Origin of the sequence: Fodinibius salicampi, assembly GCF_039545095.1 — a bacterium.
GTDB lineage: Bacteria > Bacteroidota > Rhodothermia > Balneolales > Balneolaceae > Fodinibius > Fodinibius salicampi.
Genome location: NZ_BAABRS010000003.1, coordinates 194299 through 210824 on the forward strand (window position 1 = coordinate 194299; position 16526 = coordinate 210824).

Genomic DNA, 16526 nt, shown 5'->3' on the forward strand with positions numbered 1-16526 from the left:
CATTCTACACATCTTTATTTGATAATCTTTTTCAGTGACTTCCAGATATCGCCCCCGAAATCTGCCTCATGTATATCTTGTATCAAAAATGATTCCAAATCCGGTCGCTTTTCTATGGCTTTATCAATTTTAGGGTTTGAGCCTTCTACATAGGCTCCGATATTGATTAAGTTTTCGGCCTCTCTATAGGTGGCAATCAGATCCCGTACTTCTCCCGCTAATTTACGTTGTTCGGGTGTTACCACATTCGGCATAACCCGGGATATACTTTCGGGAACATCAATAGCGGGATAGTGATTTTTATGGGCTAATCGCCTTGAAAGAACAATATGGCCATCTAAAATGGATCGAACGGCATCAGCTATAGGCTCATTCATGTCATCATTATCAACGAGCACGGTATAAATTCCTGTTATACTTCCCTCTTCCGTTTTGCCTACCCTTTCCAAAAATTCAGGCAGCATCGAAAATACGCTCGGCGTATAACCCTTGGTGGTAGGAGGTTCTCCTGAAGCCAGTCCCACTTCTCTTTGAGCCATCGCTACCCGCGTAACGGAATCCATCATTAAAAGGACATTTTTTCCTCTGTCACGGAAATATTCTGCAACAGCTGTAGCCGTGTAGGCGGCTTTTATCCGACTCATTGCTGACTTATCGGAGGTTTCTGCCACTACAATTGAACGCTGCATAAGCTCATCATCAAGCGTATCATCCAGAAATTCCTGTACCTCCCGGCCCCGCTCACCGATAAGGGCAATAACATTAATATCCGCATCAGAATGTCGGGCAATCATTGCCAGCAGCACACTTTTCCCAACTCCCGATCCGGCAAATAATCCAATACGCTGCCCTTTTCCAATGGTATTAAGAGCGTCAATCGCCCGAATGCCGGTGTACATTACCTCATCAATTGACTGGCGGTCCATAGGAGAAGGAGGATCGTTATGGACAGGTTGTTGGTCGCTGCATAATATGGCCCCTTTTTTATCGATAGGATCCCCATCAGCATCTATCACGCGTCCCAGCATTTCCTCTCCAACAGACACTGTTAATGATTGTCCAAGATATTCTACCTTACATCCCGCCTGCATTCCCTTAATACGATCATAAGGCATTAAAAGAGCCCGCCCCTCCTTAAGTCCCACAACTTCGGCTGCGATCGTACTTCCCATAATTGTTTCGATACCATAGACTTCGCCCACGCTGGCATGTAATCCTGTACACTGAATAATCGTACCTACAATGGAAGATACTTTTCCATATCGCTTGCTTTTTTTCTCATAGTGATCCATTTTCTGTCGTATTTCATCGATATGGGTCGATATGCTGGGTGGAGTACTTACTTCCATGAAGGCACCGATACATTTTCCCGGAAATCGTTGAGCATTTCCTTATAATTATAGACTACCGTTTCCTTATCGGTCTCAAAAGCAAATTCCCCGGGATTATACTCATCATGTGAACGAATCCTGACTGTCAACTCCGGCGCATATTTTTCTACCAGGCCTTCCACATACTCATAATCCTCGTTACAAATCCATATTACCGGCTTCACTTCCTTGCTCGTTTCATGAAGGAGGACGGATAACTCATCATCGAGATTCTCCCGTATCTGAGGATTTCCGACAGGAAGACCCACAATAGTTTCAACTAGCTCAAAAACCAGATCAAGCAATCCTGGATTTATGGCTTCCTGTCTTTGCTTCCATTCCTGGTGGGCCTGGTCCATCATATCTTCCAACCCTTCTATCTTCTGGTCAATTTCTTTGCGTGCCTGCTGTAGTCCATCTTCCTTTCCTTCTTCAAATCCTTTGGCATATGCCGCTTTCCTGGCATCCTGCAAACGTTTTTTCCATTTTGTATCCCGTTCACGGAGCAGTGCCTTTATATCGACCTTCTTTTCTTTAGACGCTTTATCTTGCCTCTTCTTCTCTTGGTTACGAGTATGGCCCGGACCTTCAAAAGCTACTTGATAGTCAAGCCTGGTATCATCATCCTCATACCATTTAACTTGTTCGTTGTTAAGTATTTTTTGGTCTTCCATAAATACTTATTCTACAATCTCTTCTTCCGACATCTTACGCGTGGTAATCTGTCCATCTTCTTCGAGTTGTTTAATATTTCTTATAATACGCTGCTGAGCTTCTTTTACGTCTTTCAGCGGAACAGGCCCCAGCGCATCCATGTCTTCCTGCAACATGCCAGCCGCTCGTTCCGACATATTTTCCATAAACTTATTTTTTACCTTATCATCCACACCCTTGAGTCCCATAACAAGATCACTTTTTTCCATCTCGTTGATAATGGTTTGAACAGTGCGATCATTGAAGTGAATAATATCCTCGAAAAGGAACATTTGCTGCTTGATCTCATCTGCCATTTGGGGATCTCGTTCTTGGATAATGCCCAAAATATGGCGCTCAACCGATATTTCAGCTTCATTAAGGATTTGAGCCACCGCAGAAGTTCCACTTTTAAGGCGATCTCCAACTGTATACATACCACCCATCTGCTCTTTTATGACCTCTTCTATCTCTTTAATTACTTCTGTAGATATCTTCTCCATAGACGAAAGACGGTATATAATTTCTCCCCTTAAATTTTCATCCAGGTGACTTAATATTTCGGCGGTTTTCTTCTCTTCCAGCTGTGAAAAAATAAGCGCCGCTACCTGGGGATGTTCTTTCTCCAAAAAATTGGTGATCTGGGTCATTTTACTTTCCTGAAACTCATCAAAGGCAGTAGATTCCGAGCTAGCCCTGAGCTTTTGCCGGACTTTATCTTTATCTATATTATCTCCGAGCACATCCAACAACTCATTTGCATAATCCGCGCCTCCTTCCAATACAAATGCATCATTAGACATAATGCGGTAATAGTCATTCATTACGGCATCCACTACATGAGGTTTAATATTTTGCATATTGGCAATAGCCAACGTAATAGCCTCTACCTCCTTCGGCTTGAGATGCTCCATCATCTTACCCGCTGCTTTCGACCCAATATTCATTACAAATATGGCAGCCTTCTGTTCACCAGAAAGCTGACCTGCCTTTTCAATAACTTTAGGAGTATCTTTCATTATTTATCTTCGTCTTCATCATTCGAAACTAACATTGCCCGTACAACTCTGGCCGCCTTAGAAGGTTTTAACTCAACCAAGGTTACAATTTCTTCCAGATCGTATTTCTTCTCTTCCAGAGCCGGCTTTTCCTCATCCTGATCTTCAATAAACTGCTGGAATTCCTCTTTGCTCATACCGTCTAAATTATCCTGTCCGCCGCTGCTCATATAGACCTGTTTATTTTCACCAAAGGGAGTATCTAGCAACATTCCCTGCTCGTCCCGACCGGCCTGTTTGCGCAGGCTGTTGAGGAGTGCAATAACGGCTGCCAGCGTTGCTAAAATTAATCCCCATCTAAATATTCGACTCCATGGCCACGGTTCCTCCATTATATTTCCACGGGGACCCATATCTGTCGGATCCCAAAAGTCAACCTGTTTAATTGTAATTTGATCTCCACGGTCCGGCTGAACGCCCAGAGCCGATCCCAGAACTTCCCGGAATTCCTGAAGTTCCTCTTCCGAATAGGGTTCATTCACCCATACTTCCTCCCCTTCCTCATTCTCTTGCAATACTTGCTTTTGATTGAGTAGCACCGAGGCGCTAATATTACTTATATTACCTTCTGCTTTTTTATAAACTTCTTTTATTTCAGTCACCTCATAATTTCGGGTACGTGAAGTCACTGCATCTTCCGTAGTAGATGTCACTGCTGTTTGGCCACGATCTCCTACTGGTGTAAATTCATCAATGGGAACCATGTCCAACCCTTCCTGTGTGTGGGTTTCTTCGCTTTGTTCCTCGGAGATCAGGGTTCTGCTTTCCGGATCAACCTCATTAGATTCCCGTACTAAACTGTCGAAATTCTGCTCCACCGAGACCCTGACGATACTGTTTCCGGGCCCAAGCACCCGATCCAACATTGACTGCCCCTGCTCTGTCAAATATTTTTCAGTCTTCTGCTCGAGCCTTAGCTGCATGTCTCCGGATGCAAAACCTGCCTCGCCTTCATTTCCATCCGTTAATCGATTACCGGCCTGATCAATTACCGTCACATCCTCAGAGTCAAGTCCCTCCACACTCCCGGCAATTAGTGATGTAATTCCCTGCACGTGTTTTTTATCAAGTTCTTCTCCACGTTGCAGTACCAATAATACCGAGGCCGAAGCTGATACTGAGGTTTGTTCAAAAGGAGACCGCTCTGGTAATACCAAATGAATTCTTGAAGATTCTACCTGCCTTAAGCTATTGACTGAACGCGATAATTCTCCCTCAAGGGCTCTCCTGTTATTTAGTTGCTGCATATAGTCGGTCATACCCAGAGAATTTGAATCAAATAACTCATATCCCTTCATATCCGACTTTGGTGCTCCTATAGGCGCCAGTTGGATACGCAATTGATCCACACGATTCCCTTCGACATATACCGAACGGCCGCCATTTTCAAGACGATAATTTATCCCGCGCTCATCCAGTTCCTGAATAATTTCCTGGGCGGTTTCGTTTTCAAGAGAACCGAAAAGCAGGGTATAGCTTGGTCGCAGGGACCAATAAAAGAGTCCCCCTATTATAAGCAAAATAGCTAAAGCTAAACCCGCAAACATAGTACGCTGTGCCGTACTTAGCGGATCAATAAAATCTTTAAACCTTTCGGTAAAACTATCCATTTATACTTCCTAAATTTGCATCCGGCTAATTTCCTGGTAGGTCTCTATCGCCTTGTTCCGAACTTCTACCATTAATTCAAAACTCATCTGAGCACGTTGCATTGAAATCATCACATCATGCACGTTATCCGATTCCCCGGCAATAAACTCCTGTACTTTATGATCTGATGTTTTCATTGTTTCATCCACGTTGTTGATAGCATTCGACAAAACATCGGCAAAGGATTGAGCATCCTCGCCTGTCTCTATCTCGCGCTGCGATGGTGAAAATTCAATATTGTCCGTCTGCTGAACAATACCTCCAGCTTCAATGGCTTCTATCATTTTAACCTAACTTTTCTTTATTCTTACTTTACTTTATAACGCTAATTAAAATACGTTTTGCTAAATCTGCATTGATCGCTTCATAATCTCTTTTTCCGCTTCAATACTGCTCAGGTTTGCCTCATATAGCTTATTTGCACTAACCATCTCGGTCATTTCCCGAATCATATCAATATCCGGATACTTAACCATTCCGTCTTTATTTGCATCGGGATGGCTGGGATCATATTCAAAACGAAAATTATTTTCTTCGGCTACCTCAAACGAGGGCCCCATATTTGCGCTTTCCCGCTTCATTCTCGGTCTATGGCCTTCCGAAAAATGCTGGGGACGGGTACTTTTTAAAGTGGACATGCTTTCACTCAAAGCTTGTCTGAAATTAGCCGGGCGGGGGCCCGAGGATCGAACAGTCTGCGGTTTATATGTATTACCCGACCCCTCTGAGGCTGTAGTATGGGCATTCGCGATATTCCGCGAAGCTACATTAATCCGTTCTCGCTGTACTGCCAAACCTTGGGCTGCAGTTTGAAATGCTGATGATATTCTATCCGGAATCATATTTAAAATTATTTATCGATTAGTACTTGTAATACCGGTTCTGAGCATATTGAAATGGTGCCGCAATGAACGCGTAACCAGTTGCACTCTCATTTGTGTATCGGCCATCTCTATCAGCTCATCTTCCAGAACCACATCCCCGCCGGTTTCTTTGATGCTGGGATTTACTTTTTCCATATCCTTTGCCCCTCCTTTATCCCGCACTTTTTGAAGTTCATTTTCAAATTGAACCTCATGTCTTTTATAACCGGGGGTATCAATATTGGCAATATTAGACGACGTAACCCGCTGCCGCAACGTATAGCTATCCATAGCCTTCGCTAATAACTGACTATGACTACTGTCTATAAGCTCCATGATTTTCCTTGTTTTGGATTACAGAAATTCCTAGTTCATTTGGCGCTCCAAAAATAAGATTCAAAAAACTTCAAATTTTTTTGGAACAATTATTCTTAATGCTGGTATAACCATCCGTTCATACATAGTACAGGCAATAGCTATGCCAGAAGGGGTTAGAGGTCAAAACAATTAATTAACGCCCTTCAAAATAGATGGGTAGTTGGCAGGCAAGTGCATTATTAACCGCCGGGGAGGTAATTTTTTCCTCACTCACATACTTTTACAAAAGAATTTTTAAGTATTCTTCATTATAACTGATAATAGCCACATAAATATCTGTCTTAGGGCCAAGTAATAACAAGGGATCTTTATGGAAGTGCTATTCAATATTTTTATACCATGATTAACAGGGAAAATGCTATCGAATTATCAGAACTGATGAATAACCGTACAACTACAGATCCTACCTTTATCATAGAAATGGATAGCAGAAAAATTTGTGACGTTAATGAAACGGTTATTAGCGGTTGTGACAACTATAACCCCATCGGAAAGGATATTGACAACATCGTCTATATTGAAAAAAATATCGGCAGTGCCCTATCCCCGGCTTTCTTTAATGGCCAGTGGTTTAATCTTCAGCAGGAAACATTAATATGGGAAGGGAGTCCGCACATCAAAATTAGTTTACAACAAAGAGTTGGGATTCCCGATTTTGATACGCTGCATTCTCTTAAAAAAATGATTGGATTCTTACTGCATCGCTTGCGATCGCCTTTAACCGGAATCCAAGGCTACCTGGGCATAATAGAAGAGCGAACAGAAGACGAATCTAATACCAAACATCTGGAAAAAGTAAATAAAGGAATTGAACAACTTTTTGACCTCTTGGATGACTTGGAATCTCTCCAGGAAATCTCTTTGAAAACGGTCGAGCGGAATAATTATTCAGCAAATCCCGAAACTATTATTGATGAAATTATTTCAAGCTATCCGGATAAAGTTCAGGATCATATCACTTTTACCCTACCGGCTAATCCCCATCTTTTGCGGTGCAGCCCCGGGGACCTTAAACGCATTCTTTCCGTCTTAATTGATAATGCTATTGAACATGCTCCCGTAAATGAGGATAACCAAATAACTATCGAATTGCCTTCTGCAAATGCGGTAAAGGTCTCACATAACGGGAATCCGATCCCAAAATCAATTGCTCAGCAACTATTCTTTCCATTTGTAACTGGAAAAGCCACTAAATTAGGTATTGGTCTAACAATGGCGATGCTTTATGCCAAAAGATATAAGGGATCAATCTTTCTGACAGATAACAGTCCATTCCGGGGCGTATCCTTTACGTTCTGTCTGCCGCCCTCATTGTCTTCGCCTACTTTTTTATAATTTATCGATCGGTATTTTTATTTAATGAGTGGTAAAGTGAGCTCTAAAATACTCCTATCCTCTATCCGATCCAGGATGAAGCCCAGAGAAGGTCATTATACATCAGCTTCTTTCTCAAGCATCTTTTTAACTTCGTCTTCCAACAGTTCATGGGTTAACGGCTTGGGAACAAATCCTAACCCCTTACGCATAATAGCATCTATACGTTCTTCATCATTTTCTGTAGATACTACTACGGCGGGTATTTCATCAAAATCGGGATGATCATGCACGTGATCGAGCATATCCATTCCATCCATTACCGGCATATAAATATCCACGAGCATTAAATCCACTTTGTATTGCTTAAGTATCTCTATTCCCTCTTCACCATTTTCAGCTTCATATATCTTACCTATCTCGACTCCCATGCCAATAGATAGAACCGTGTTTTTTAAAACCACACGCATTGTTGGGTCATCCTCAACAATTAGTACATTAATCTTCATTCTTATATCTTTTTGATCGTTTACAATTTATGAATCACACGTTCTTTCTTATCTATATAAAGAAAGCAACCAAAAGAGCTAAGACAGAAATACCAACGGAAGTGGCTGCTAATCCTATATAGGTATCCATTTTTTTCTTTTCGGCGTATTTGTCGGCTAAAACTGAAGCTACCAAAGGAAAATTTACGCTAAGTCCTTCAAACTTTTCAGTAGTAAAAAAAGTAGTTACCTCTCCTTTTTGATCTTTATAACTGTACTTTTTATTAAAGTGGTAAAAGATACGACCAAAAATCATATCTTCTCCAACACCGCAAGCTACTGCTATCTTTTCAACCTCTATAGGAACCCGGATGCGTGCGATACGATCCGGTTCCTTCTTGGCATACTTTCGAAATTCATCGTAATACCGATCGTAAATTTCTTCGAGTATTTCTAAATCTGTTGGTATACTTTCCATCCTGTCTCCCATTTATTTTTAAAAATCGCCGAAATCATCCTCATCCTCGTCAAAAGGAATCAACTCACGGCCATTGCCATTAGACTGACTCTCTTTATTGAATTCATTATTAAATGATTTATTCTTCTGTCCATTGGAATGTCCATTCCTCTTACCCCCGTTAGCCATATAGCTATTTTTCTTTGATTTGGCTTTTCCCGAATTATTCTTAACTGCCTTACTACTGCTATTAATATCAAGTCCGCCTACCAAGCGGTTTAATTGACTCACAATATTATTAAGCTCCGCAGCTTGGAAAGAAAGCTCTTCAGCAGAACTGGCCGACTCTTCTGAGGCTGAGGCATTGCCCTGAACGGCCTCATCCATTTCGGACATGGCAGAATTTATCTGCTGCACTCCAGTCGCCTGCTCCTGGGAAGCGGCAGAAATTTCTACTACCAAAGTGCTTACCTCAACAACCTTATCTTCAATCTGCTTTAAATAATGTGAAACTTCCTGGGCCACTTTGGACCCTTTTTCAGAATTTTCCTGAGAAGCCTCAATAAGCCCCGAAGTATTATTTGCCGCTTCGGCACTACGCTGGGCTAAATTCCGTACTTCCTCGGCCACAACGGCGAAACCCTTTCCGGCTTCTCCGGCCCGGGCGGCCTCAACAGCTGCATTTAATGCTAATAAATTCGTTTGAAAGGCAATATCATCAATGGTTTTAATAATCTTTGATGTCTCATCAGAAGATTCTTTAATATCATCCATTGCTCCCTGCATACGGTCCATTGCCTCTACTCCTTTTTCAACCAAAGGTTGCGTTTCTTTCATTACGCTCTCCGCCTCGCTCGAATTTTCTGAAGATTGTTTTATCTGGGAAGATATCTCTTCGAGTGAAGAGGTCGTTTCCTCGAGGCTTGCGGCCTGTTCACTGGCACTTTCCGCCAGCTCCTGGCTGGCACCCGAAAGCTGAGAAGAGGAAGAATGAACTTGGTCTGCGCCATTAGAAAGACGCTCTATGATACGGGTCAATGTTTTATTGATAGAATTGCTAAAAATCCAGGCAATAAAAGAACCAGCTAATACCACAAGCAGAAGAAAGATTCCGGCATTACGCCAAATAAGAGCCTCAGACTCAGAAATAATCGCATTTACATCAGTCATTGGAATTCCAACATAATAAATCCCGATTATATCATTTTCTTCATTAATTATGGGATCATATGCCGTTAAGTAGGGAATTCCAAGTATTTCGGCGTGGCCAACATATAATGACTGATTCATAACGGGTTCGTAGGCATCGCTCCCTGTTCCAAGCTGGGTTCCCACTGCTCTTTGACCATTTTCTTTTCGAATACTGGTTATAACTCGTGTAAAATCATTGCCGTCGCGCTGAAAAATAGTGGCAGTCACTCCATGCCTGCTCGCAAACTCGTCAATAATATCAAAACGCCCGGCAATGGGAACCTGATTTGTATCTACCAGTTCCCCATCAGACAACTGTACTCCTCCAAAATGATTATCCGCATAAACTTCCAAAGCATTAATATCACCATTCAGCTTCATGTCCAAGGTATGATCGGCGAGTTCCTCCAAACTACTATTGGCCGTAAAAATAGTAACACCCGTTACAAGAAGACCAGTTATAACTAATAATGAAATAGTCATAACAATAAGGCGCTTCTTTATCGTCCAATTCTTTACCGATCGAATACTCTGTTTGATACCCATGCTTTTCGCTTGTTATTAATATTTTTTGCTACTATTATTTTTTAGCCCTTCACTTTTAGCCGTTGGCCACCTTTATTTTTGTTTTTTTAATTCTACAACTGTTGTTGTTATCGACTGAATTGCGGCAACCTTAATTAATAACTTCATGCTCCTCTTGAGAATCAATTTATCTAAAAAGGGAACATCTTATAGTAAGATATTCCCCTTAATAGAGTAAACCGATAAGTTATTTTTACAGGTCAGACGTAATCAAAAATCGCTGAAATCATCCTCGTCAAAAGGAATCAGCTCACGGCCATTTCCATTACTGCTACCATTACCATTAGACTGGCTCTTATTATATTTATTATTTAATAAGCTACTCTTCTGTCCATTGGAATATCCATTCCGATTTCGACTGTGCCCGTTTTGCTTCGTTGTTTCAGCTTTCCATGAATTGCTATGATACTCTTGCCTCTCTGAATCTTCTAAACCACCAACCAAACGGCTCAGCTCTTTCACTATAATGTTAAGCTCAGCTGCCTGGGAGGAAAGTTCTTCAGCAGAACTGGCTGCTTCTTCAGAAGACGAGGCATTGCCCTGTACAGCCTCATCCATTTCAGACATTGCGGCGTTAATCTGCTGTACGCCGCTTGACTGTTCCTGCGAGGCGGCAGAAATTTCCACTACCAACGTACTAACATCATTCACACTTTTTTCAATCTTCTCTAGATTCTTAGATACTTCATCAGCTACCCTGGCTCCCCGTTTGGAACTTTCCTGGGAACTCTCTATAAGCGCTGAAGTATTTTGAGCCGCTTCAGCACTTCGCTGGGCTAAGTTTCGTACTTCCTCGGCTACAACCGCAAAACCCTTTCCGGCCTCCCCGGCCCGGGCGGCCTCAACAGCTGCATTTAAAGCCAGCAGGTTTGTCTGGAAGGCTATATCATCAATGGTCTCAATAATCTTGGAGGTTTGATCAGCCGATTCCTTAATATCTTCCATGGCATTTTTCATGCGATTCATGGCTTCAACTCCTTCTTCTACCATAGGCTTGGCCTCATTCATGGCCGTTTCGGCCTCAGCTGAATTCTCATCGGTTTGCTTCAGCTGGGAAGAAATTTCTTCAAGCGAGGAGGTCGTTTCCTCGAGGCTCGCGGCCTGTTCGCTGGCACTTTCCGCCAGTTCCTGGCTGGCTCCTGAAAGCTGACCAGCTGAAGCATCTACCTGGCTTGCTCCTCCACTAAGTCGTACAATCATATTCTTTAGAGCATCATTAATAGTTTTTCCTACATATAACCCAAACAAAAGAGCGCCAATGACTGCCACTATAACACCAATACCTATGATCCACATATATCGAGCAGAAGTAGCCGCTGTAAATGTTGCCTTCTCACGTGCACTATTTTCAGCCGCTTCAGCAACCATCATAACATCTTCTGTTAAGTTCTGATAAGACGCAGTAGTATTCGACTCTGCTGTTTTTAAGACTTTATTGGCTTGTTCCATAACCCCAACAGCTTTAATATTCTGATCAAGTGCTGTCAAAGCATTGCCGATATATTCCCTTCCGTTAGTTCCATTCTCGATTTCGTTACGGAGGGTAACCAATTGTTCACGAACATCTGTGTAGGTATTAGTAATATTCTGCCAATCAGCTTCAACATTTTCTGCCGCCGCCTGCCATATCTGACGATTGTTATCAACAATAATCATTCTAAGAACTGCAACATCTAAAATATCTGTTGCGCCAGGCTCCTCGACATAACTGGTCAATGAAGAAATAACATTTTTTGAGGCGTTCTCTATTTCAGTCCTGTTAGTTTTCATAGTTTCGGCAGCCTCTTTATAATTTTCAATGCTGGCTTGGAAAGCTGAGACCTCTTCTTTTAAACCAGGAATTTTTTCTTCCAATACAGGAAGATCATTATTATCGGTAAGAACCTGTAATTCTTGAATTTCTCCATTCATCTTCTCAAAACGAGCTATAGCCTGCTCATATATTTTATTATCATTAGTTTGGCTATATTTCAAATACTCCGTATTGGCATTTCTTACTGCTTGATCCAAAGCCTGTGAACTTCCCCATTCCGGCAAATTTACCGCATTAAGTTCTGCTGCATATTCATCAATTATATTGAAGGCATATATCGCAAGAGCACCGAGGAGAAGCGTGATCGTAACAGCTCCTGTCGTTAAACTCATAATTCTTTTTGCAATGGTCCAATCACTATTTCCTGCGGATGAACCTAGTCCGTTTGTAAGTTTTTTAAAAAAGTTCATATAGTTATTCTGTCGATTTTATTATTACTGAGCCTTGTTGTTTTATTTTTTACCCTATTCTCCGGCGGTATTTTCCAATACCTTCTGAGGCACGTCAAAAAGTACTTTCTGTACTTCTAAAATCATTTTTACTGAATCATTCACTTTTCCTATACCCGCCAGATATTCGCTCTGTTCAGCGACACCCACGGAAGGCACCTCTTCTATTTCAGCTGATTCTATATCTACGACTTCCGAAACCTTATCGACCAAGATCCCCATCAGATATTCTTTATTCTGAATAACGATAATACAGGTCTCATCGGTGTCTTCGACTTCTTCAAGACCAAAACGAGTACGAAGATTCATGACGGGGACAATTTTTCCCCTCAAATTTAACACTCCCCTTATATACGGAGGCATCTTTGGTACAGGTGTAATACTCATTAAACCTATGATTTCCTGGACCTTCAGAATTTCTATTGCGTATTCTTCGTCGCCTAAAAAGAAGGTTAAAAATTTCCCTCCTTCTATATCTGGTCCTCCCTGTTGTTCTATTTGTTTCGTTGCTGTTTCACTCATAGTTCTATTCTTATTTTCATCATTTAGTATTTAGACATCCAGTTTCTGGATTACACAGACCTCTCCATATCTTATTAAGTGTATTAGCTTCAGACATGAACCCTAACTTTAGTCGATGTATTGCTGTTATCGGAGGGAAGTGGCTTTTCTTAAGCTTTTTTAATATTTAAAATCAATAACATTTGTTGTTATAGTATTGTCTCATCTATTCTCAATAAGGTCCAGCAACTTTCCACGGAGCTTCTCTGGCGTAAATGGCTTATGTATAAATACGGCTCCCTGGCGGTTAACTTCCTCAATACGTTCCTCATTGCTTTCGGCCGATACTATTAAGACAGGAAAATCCTTCACATAATCCCTTTCCCTTACCTCTCTTAACATCTTCATTCCATCCATAACCGGCATATTGATGTCAATCAGCAGCAAGTCTATCTCATTTTCACTCAATATGGAAAGTCCTTCTTCTCCATTACTCGCCTCGAATATAGAGCCACAATCAAGACCACAAATGTGAATTGTTTTTTCAATCACTTTACGCATAACAGCACAGTCGTCAACAACAAGTATTTTAAAGGACATAATTTTTCTTTTGAATTTGGCAGAATATCCAGACTTTATATGACTTTCTCTTTTGTCCTTGCAATAATAGCTTCTGCAATTTTTGATAATGGCTGTGTTTCTAATACTGCTCCGACTTCATGAGCAACCTTGGGCATTCCATATACTACACAGCTATCTTCATCTTGCCCAATCGTATGTGCTCCCTCTTTCTTCATCGCTAATAATCCCTTTGCCCCATCCGCTCCCATCCCGGTCAAAATAACACCCGTTGCATTCATTCCGGCAGCCTTGGCGACAGAATTAAACATAACATCCACACTGGGACGGTGATGGTGTACCGGCGGCCCTTGCTTAATTTTGGTATAGTATTTGGCTCCCTTTTTCTCTACAAGCATATGGTAATTTCCGGGCGCAATCAGTACCTGTCCCGGCCGTATCCAGTCTCCATCTTCCGCCTCCTTAACACTTACTTTACATATGGTATCCAGACGATCAGCGAAACTTTTGGTAAAAACCGGAGGCATATGCTGGACAATTACTATACCAGGAAGATTATAAGGCAGAGCCGGGAGCACTACTTCCAGTGCCTTTGTTCCCCCAGTGGAGGCGCCAATAGCTACAATTTTCTTTGTGGTTTCCTTAAGACGGGCCTGGGATGAATAGCTGTCATTATTATTAATATTGACGCTCACCTGTTTGGGAGCCGGAACGCTAACATTATGATCAAATCTTGCTACTGAAGCAGCCCGTACTGCCTGAATAATTTCCCGGGATATATTTTGTGTTGAATAAGCTGATCCGGGCTTACAAATCACGTCCACTGCGCCCAACCGGAGAGCTTCCAACGCATTTTCGCTATTTTGGGGAGTTAATGAACTCACAACCACCACCGGCATAGGATGATGTTTCATTAATTTGGATAAAAACGAAAGCCCGTCCATCCGCGGCATTTCCAGATCGAGCGTTAAAACATCAGGTTTAAGCTTGGCAATTTTTTCCCGTGCTATATAAGGATTCAGGGCTGTACCCACGACCTCTATATCTTTCTGTTTATTTAGCTCTTTCGTTAACAGTTTTCTTACCAGCGCCGAGTCATCAACTACCAATACCTTAATCATAGCTTCACCTCAATTGAATAATAAACTGATATTTCTACAGTCCCCTCATCTAAATAAATTTGTACTCTCTCTGTTTCTTTATCTCCTTTATCCTTTAGACCGGCCGTATTTTCTTCTATAATAATTGGCGGCTCCACATAGCAAATAGCATCATCATCGGCGAATAATGGTACAATATTGCCACATATGATATTAGCAATTTCACAGAGAGCGCCTGATTTCTCTTCCTCATTCGGATTTTCTACTCCCAACATATTTGCAGCTACTGCCGTCAACAATTCTTCAGAAGGATGTATAACCATTCTACCTTCCGCGGCGCCATTAAAGTCAACCGCAGCACGCTTTATATTTTCAGAAATTTTTGGCGGCTCGTCTATCTCCTGTTCCTCAAGAGAGAACATAAAACAGGTGACCTCAAAGGCATTTACTGCTATATCATATATTTTATCTTTTAACCTTGTACTCATAGTTCTAATCTTTTTGTCGCTGGATAGCTTCTTTGTTATCGGTTATGCCGACCAAATATTTAATATCTATTTCAATTATTGATGACTTTTAACATCTGTTCTTATTTTGATTGGCCGTTTGATCTTATTGGTTTATTATTTATAGTAACGGCTCCGTCTGACAATCGAAGAGCCATCGTACGGGATATTGCACCTCCTACATCCTGGTTGGTAATCATAAATCCATTTTTCCACAATATTTTTCTAAAAACTGTGAAGTTCCTCTTTCCTATCTTGAAATAATCATCTGCTGTTTTTCGCTTCATGCTTGCTCCTCCAGCTACTGAGATAACTAAATTATTCTTTTTCGCTCCCAGGTCATACACTCCATTCAACATCAAGTTTAATCCAGAATCCACATACATAGCCGGTTTTCGTCGTGCCTTTTCCGGATCGGCTTTAGAAAGAGGAAGCATAACATGGAGTAACCCTCCCACTCTTACTATGGGATCATAGACTGCGATACCCAGGCAACTTCCGAGGGCATAGGTAATAATTACCTCGTTTATATTAGAGGAGATGCGTAAATCACTTACACCTACAACTGTTTTCATGCAAAGTCACCAATTTTAAATCTTCTGGTAAACCGCGGGACGAATATTTTTAAATCCGCGATTGGCTCCGGCTACACTTTCCGAGTGACCCAGAAAAAGATACCCTCCCGGTTCCAGGATATCACAAAAACGCGATACGAGTTCTTGCTGGGTCCTGCGATTAAAATAGATCATCACGTTTCGACACATAATTACATGGAAAGGTCCTTTTAGGGGCCAGGAGGTCTTAAGATTCAATCGGCCGTACGTAATCATCTGTCGTATTTCATCATCAACGGCATACCATCCCTCATCAACCTTCTGAAAATATTTTTTCTTAAGGGATGGCGAAATATTTTCCATATTCTTAGCAGAATAAATTGACTTTTTAGCGACCTGCAATACTTGCCGCGAAAGATCCGTACCCAGTATCTTTACATTCCGGGAAGATACTTTTTGTTCAAGAAGAGCTATTGCACAGCTTACCGGCTCTTCACCCGTAGAACAGCCCGCAGACCACCACTTAACGCGGCGTCCTTTCATCGCGGGGATAACGTTATCCCTGATAAAGTCGAAATGCTGACTTTCTCTGAAGAAGCTGGTTTTATTCGTTGTAAGAACATCAACGAGCGAAAGAAATTCCCGTCCGCTTTTATCTTTCTGTAAATAATTTAGGTATTGTGGAAAGCCGCTTAACCCCAGCTTCCGGATTCGCTTCATTACTCGTGCCCGGACGAGAGCCTGTTTGCCTTCATGCAGATTTATGCCACAATAGTCATAAATCTTCTCACGTATTTTCTCGAATTCAGACTGTTCTAATCTCATAGTAATCCTTTTATTATAGTGCCGTCCACAAATGCGGTGCTAAATTAAAGCTAAAACCTAACTCACTCTATCCTGAGTCATTCCTGATGCAAAGGATATGCTCTCTTTTTTTAAAAAAATTACCCCAATAAGTATTTACCTGGTAATGACTT

General features: G+C 41.6%; 18 protein-coding genes. 1 reads left to right on the forward strand and 17 read right to left on the reverse strand.

What is annotated here, in order from left to right:
• Positions 1 to 14 precede the first annotated feature (14 nt).
• The 7 genes from ABEB05_RS12010 to flgB are packed head-to-tail and all read right to left on the reverse strand — an operon-like array spanning position 15 to position 5970.
• On the reverse strand, positions 15 to 1349 hold the full coding sequence (locus ABEB05_RS12010; RefSeq protein WP_265790439.1) for a FliI/YscN family ATPase: 1335 nt from the start codon (positions 1347 to 1349) through the stop codon (positions 15 to 17).
• Positions 1340 to 2044 (reverse strand): FliH/SctL family protein, encoded by a 705-nt coding sequence (locus ABEB05_RS12015; RefSeq protein WP_265790441.1) that lies wholly within the window; start codon positions 2042 to 2044, stop codon positions 1340 to 1342. The genes ABEB05_RS12010 and ABEB05_RS12015 overlap by 10 nt, the downstream gene beginning before the upstream one ends.
• Positions 2045 to 2050: 6 nt before the next feature.
• On the reverse strand, positions 2051 to 3082 hold the full coding sequence (gene fliG, locus ABEB05_RS12020) for a flagellar motor switch protein FliG (RefSeq protein ID WP_265790443.1): 1032 nt from the start codon (positions 3080 to 3082) through the stop codon (positions 2051 to 2053).
• Positions 3082 to 4731, reverse strand: a complete 1650-nt coding sequence (fliF, locus tag ABEB05_RS12025) for a flagellar basal-body MS-ring/collar protein FliF (protein WP_265790444.1) — start codon at positions 4729 to 4731, stop codon at positions 3082 to 3084. The genes fliG and fliF overlap by 1 nt, the downstream gene beginning before the upstream one ends.
• A gap of 9 nt (positions 4732 to 4740) precedes the next feature.
• Positions 4741 to 5055: a flagellar hook-basal body complex protein FliE gene (gene fliE / locus ABEB05_RS12030; RefSeq protein ID WP_265790445.1), complete on the reverse strand. Its 315-nt coding sequence runs from the start codon at positions 5053 to 5055 to the stop codon at positions 4741 to 4743.
• 60 nt (positions 5056 to 5115) lie between these two features.
• A complete protein-coding gene (locus ABEB05_RS12035; RefSeq protein WP_265790446.1) occupies positions 5116 to 5565 on the reverse strand; it encodes a flagellar basal body rod protein FlgC in 450 nt (149 codons plus the stop codon).
• 60 nt (positions 5566 to 5625) lie between these two features.
• Positions 5626 to 5970 (reverse strand): flagellar basal body rod protein FlgB, encoded by a 345-nt coding sequence (gene flgB, locus ABEB05_RS12040; protein WP_265790447.1) that lies wholly within the window; start codon positions 5968 to 5970, stop codon positions 5626 to 5628.
• A 381-nt stretch (positions 5971 to 6351) separates the two neighbouring features.
• On the opposite strand from flgB, the gene ABEB05_RS12045 reads away from it, so the two are divergent.
• Positions 6352 to 7347: a sensor histidine kinase gene (locus ABEB05_RS12045; protein WP_265790448.1), complete on the forward strand. Its 996-nt coding sequence runs from the start codon at positions 6352 to 6354 to the stop codon at positions 7345 to 7347.
• Between the two features lie 95 nt (positions 7348 to 7442).
• Here ABEB05_RS12045 and ABEB05_RS12050 read toward each other — a convergent pair whose 3' ends face one another.
• The 10 genes from ABEB05_RS12050 to ABEB05_RS12095 form a co-directional block, all read right to left on the reverse strand.
• Complete coding sequence (locus ABEB05_RS12050) at positions 7443 to 7835, reverse strand: response regulator (RefSeq protein WP_265790450.1); 393 nt, start codon at positions 7833 to 7835, stop codon at positions 7443 to 7445.
• A 52-nt stretch (positions 7836 to 7887) separates the two neighbouring features.
• A complete protein-coding gene (locus tag ABEB05_RS12055) occupies positions 7888 to 8292 on the reverse strand; it encodes a hypothetical protein (RefSeq protein ID WP_265790452.1) in 405 nt (134 codons plus the stop codon).
• An 18-nt stretch (positions 8293 to 8310) separates the two neighbouring features.
• Positions 8311 to 10008, reverse strand: coding sequence for a methyl-accepting chemotaxis protein (locus ABEB05_RS12060; RefSeq protein ID WP_265790453.1), 1698 nt, complete (start codon positions 10006 to 10008; stop codon positions 8311 to 8313).
• 249 nt (positions 10009 to 10257) lie between these two features.
• Positions 10258 to 12270, reverse strand: coding sequence for a methyl-accepting chemotaxis protein (locus ABEB05_RS12065; RefSeq protein ID WP_265790454.1), 2013 nt, complete (start codon positions 12268 to 12270; stop codon positions 10258 to 10260).
• Between the two features lie 54 nt (positions 12271 to 12324).
• On the reverse strand, positions 12325 to 12831 hold the full coding sequence (locus ABEB05_RS12070; RefSeq protein ID WP_265790455.1) for a chemotaxis protein CheW: 507 nt from the start codon (positions 12829 to 12831) through the stop codon (positions 12325 to 12327).
• A 201-nt stretch (positions 12832 to 13032) separates the two neighbouring features.
• On the reverse strand, positions 13033 to 13410 hold the full coding sequence (locus tag ABEB05_RS12075; RefSeq protein WP_265790456.1) for a response regulator: 378 nt from the start codon (positions 13408 to 13410) through the stop codon (positions 13033 to 13035).
• Between the two features lie 35 nt (positions 13411 to 13445).
• A complete protein-coding gene (locus tag ABEB05_RS12080; protein WP_265790457.1) occupies positions 13446 to 14510 on the reverse strand; it encodes a protein-glutamate methylesterase/protein-glutamine glutaminase in 1065 nt (354 codons plus the stop codon).
• Positions 14507 to 14977: a chemotaxis protein CheX gene (locus ABEB05_RS12085; RefSeq protein ID WP_265790458.1), complete on the reverse strand. Its 471-nt coding sequence runs from the start codon at positions 14975 to 14977 to the stop codon at positions 14507 to 14509. The genes ABEB05_RS12080 and ABEB05_RS12085 overlap by 4 nt, the downstream gene beginning before the upstream one ends.
• Positions 14978 to 15078: 101 nt before the next feature.
• Positions 15079 to 15570: a chemotaxis protein CheD gene (locus tag ABEB05_RS12090; protein ID WP_265790459.1), complete on the reverse strand. Its 492-nt coding sequence runs from the start codon at positions 15568 to 15570 to the stop codon at positions 15079 to 15081.
• Between the two features lie 15 nt (positions 15571 to 15585).
• Complete coding sequence (locus ABEB05_RS12095; protein ID WP_265790460.1) at positions 15586 to 16374, reverse strand: CheR family methyltransferase; 789 nt, start codon at positions 16372 to 16374, stop codon at positions 15586 to 15588.
• Positions 16375 to 16526: the final 152 nt, after the last annotated feature.

Coding starts and splice junctions, on each gene's coding strand:
- ABEB05_RS12095 (WP_265790460.1), bottom strand. CDS start 16,374: ATGAGATTAGAACAGTCTGAATTCGAGAAAATACGTGAGAAGATTTAT.
- ABEB05_RS12065 (WP_265790454.1), bottom strand. CDS start 12,270: ATGAACTTTTTTAAAAAACTTACAAACGGACTAGGTTCATCCGCAGGA.
- fliE (WP_265790445.1), bottom strand. CDS start 5,055: ATGATAGAAGCCATTGAAGCTGGAGGTATTGTTCAGCAGACGGACAAT.
- ABEB05_RS12090 (WP_265790459.1), bottom strand. CDS start 15,570: ATGAAAACAGTTGTAGGTGTAAGTGATTTACGCATCTCCTCTAATATA.
- ABEB05_RS12060 (WP_265790453.1), bottom strand. CDS start 10,008: ATGGGTATCAAACAGAGTATTCGATCGGTAAAGAATTGGACGATAAAG.
- ABEB05_RS12015 (WP_265790441.1), bottom strand. CDS start 2,044: ATGGAAGACCAAAAAATACTTAACAACGAACAAGTTAAATGGTATGAG.
- ABEB05_RS12075 (WP_265790456.1), bottom strand. CDS start 13,410: ATGTCCTTTAAAATACTTGTTGTTGACGACTGTGCTGTTATGCGTAAA.
- ABEB05_RS12080 (WP_265790457.1), bottom strand. CDS start 14,510: ATGATTAAGGTATTGGTAGTTGATGACTCGGCGCTGGTAAGAAAACTG.
- fliG (WP_265790443.1), bottom strand. CDS start 3,082: ATGAAAGATACTCCTAAAGTTATTGAAAAGGCAGGTCAGCTTTCTGGT.
- ABEB05_RS12070 (WP_265790455.1), bottom strand. CDS start 12,831: ATGAGTGAAACAGCAACGAAACAAATAGAACAACAGGGAGGACCAGAT.
- ABEB05_RS12085 (WP_265790458.1), bottom strand. CDS start 14,977: ATGAGTACAAGGTTAAAAGATAAAATATATGATATAGCAGTAAATGCC.
- flgB (WP_265790447.1), bottom strand. CDS start 5,970: ATGGAGCTTATAGACAGTAGTCATAGTCAGTTATTAGCGAAGGCTATG.
- ABEB05_RS12010 (WP_265790439.1), bottom strand. CDS start 1,349: ATGGAAGTAAGTACTCCACCCAGCATATCGACCCATATCGATGAAATA.
- ABEB05_RS12045 (WP_265790448.1), top strand. CDS start 6,352: ATGATTAACAGGGAAAATGCTATCGAATTATCAGAACTGATGAATAAC.
- ABEB05_RS12050 (WP_265790450.1), bottom strand. CDS start 7,835: ATGAAGATTAATGTACTAATTGTTGAGGATGACCCAACAATGCGTGTG.
- fliF (WP_265790444.1), bottom strand. CDS start 4,731: ATGGATAGTTTTACCGAAAGGTTTAAAGATTTTATTGATCCGCTAAGT.
- ABEB05_RS12055 (WP_265790452.1), bottom strand. CDS start 8,292: ATGGAAAGTATACCAACAGATTTAGAAATACTCGAAGAAATTTACGAT.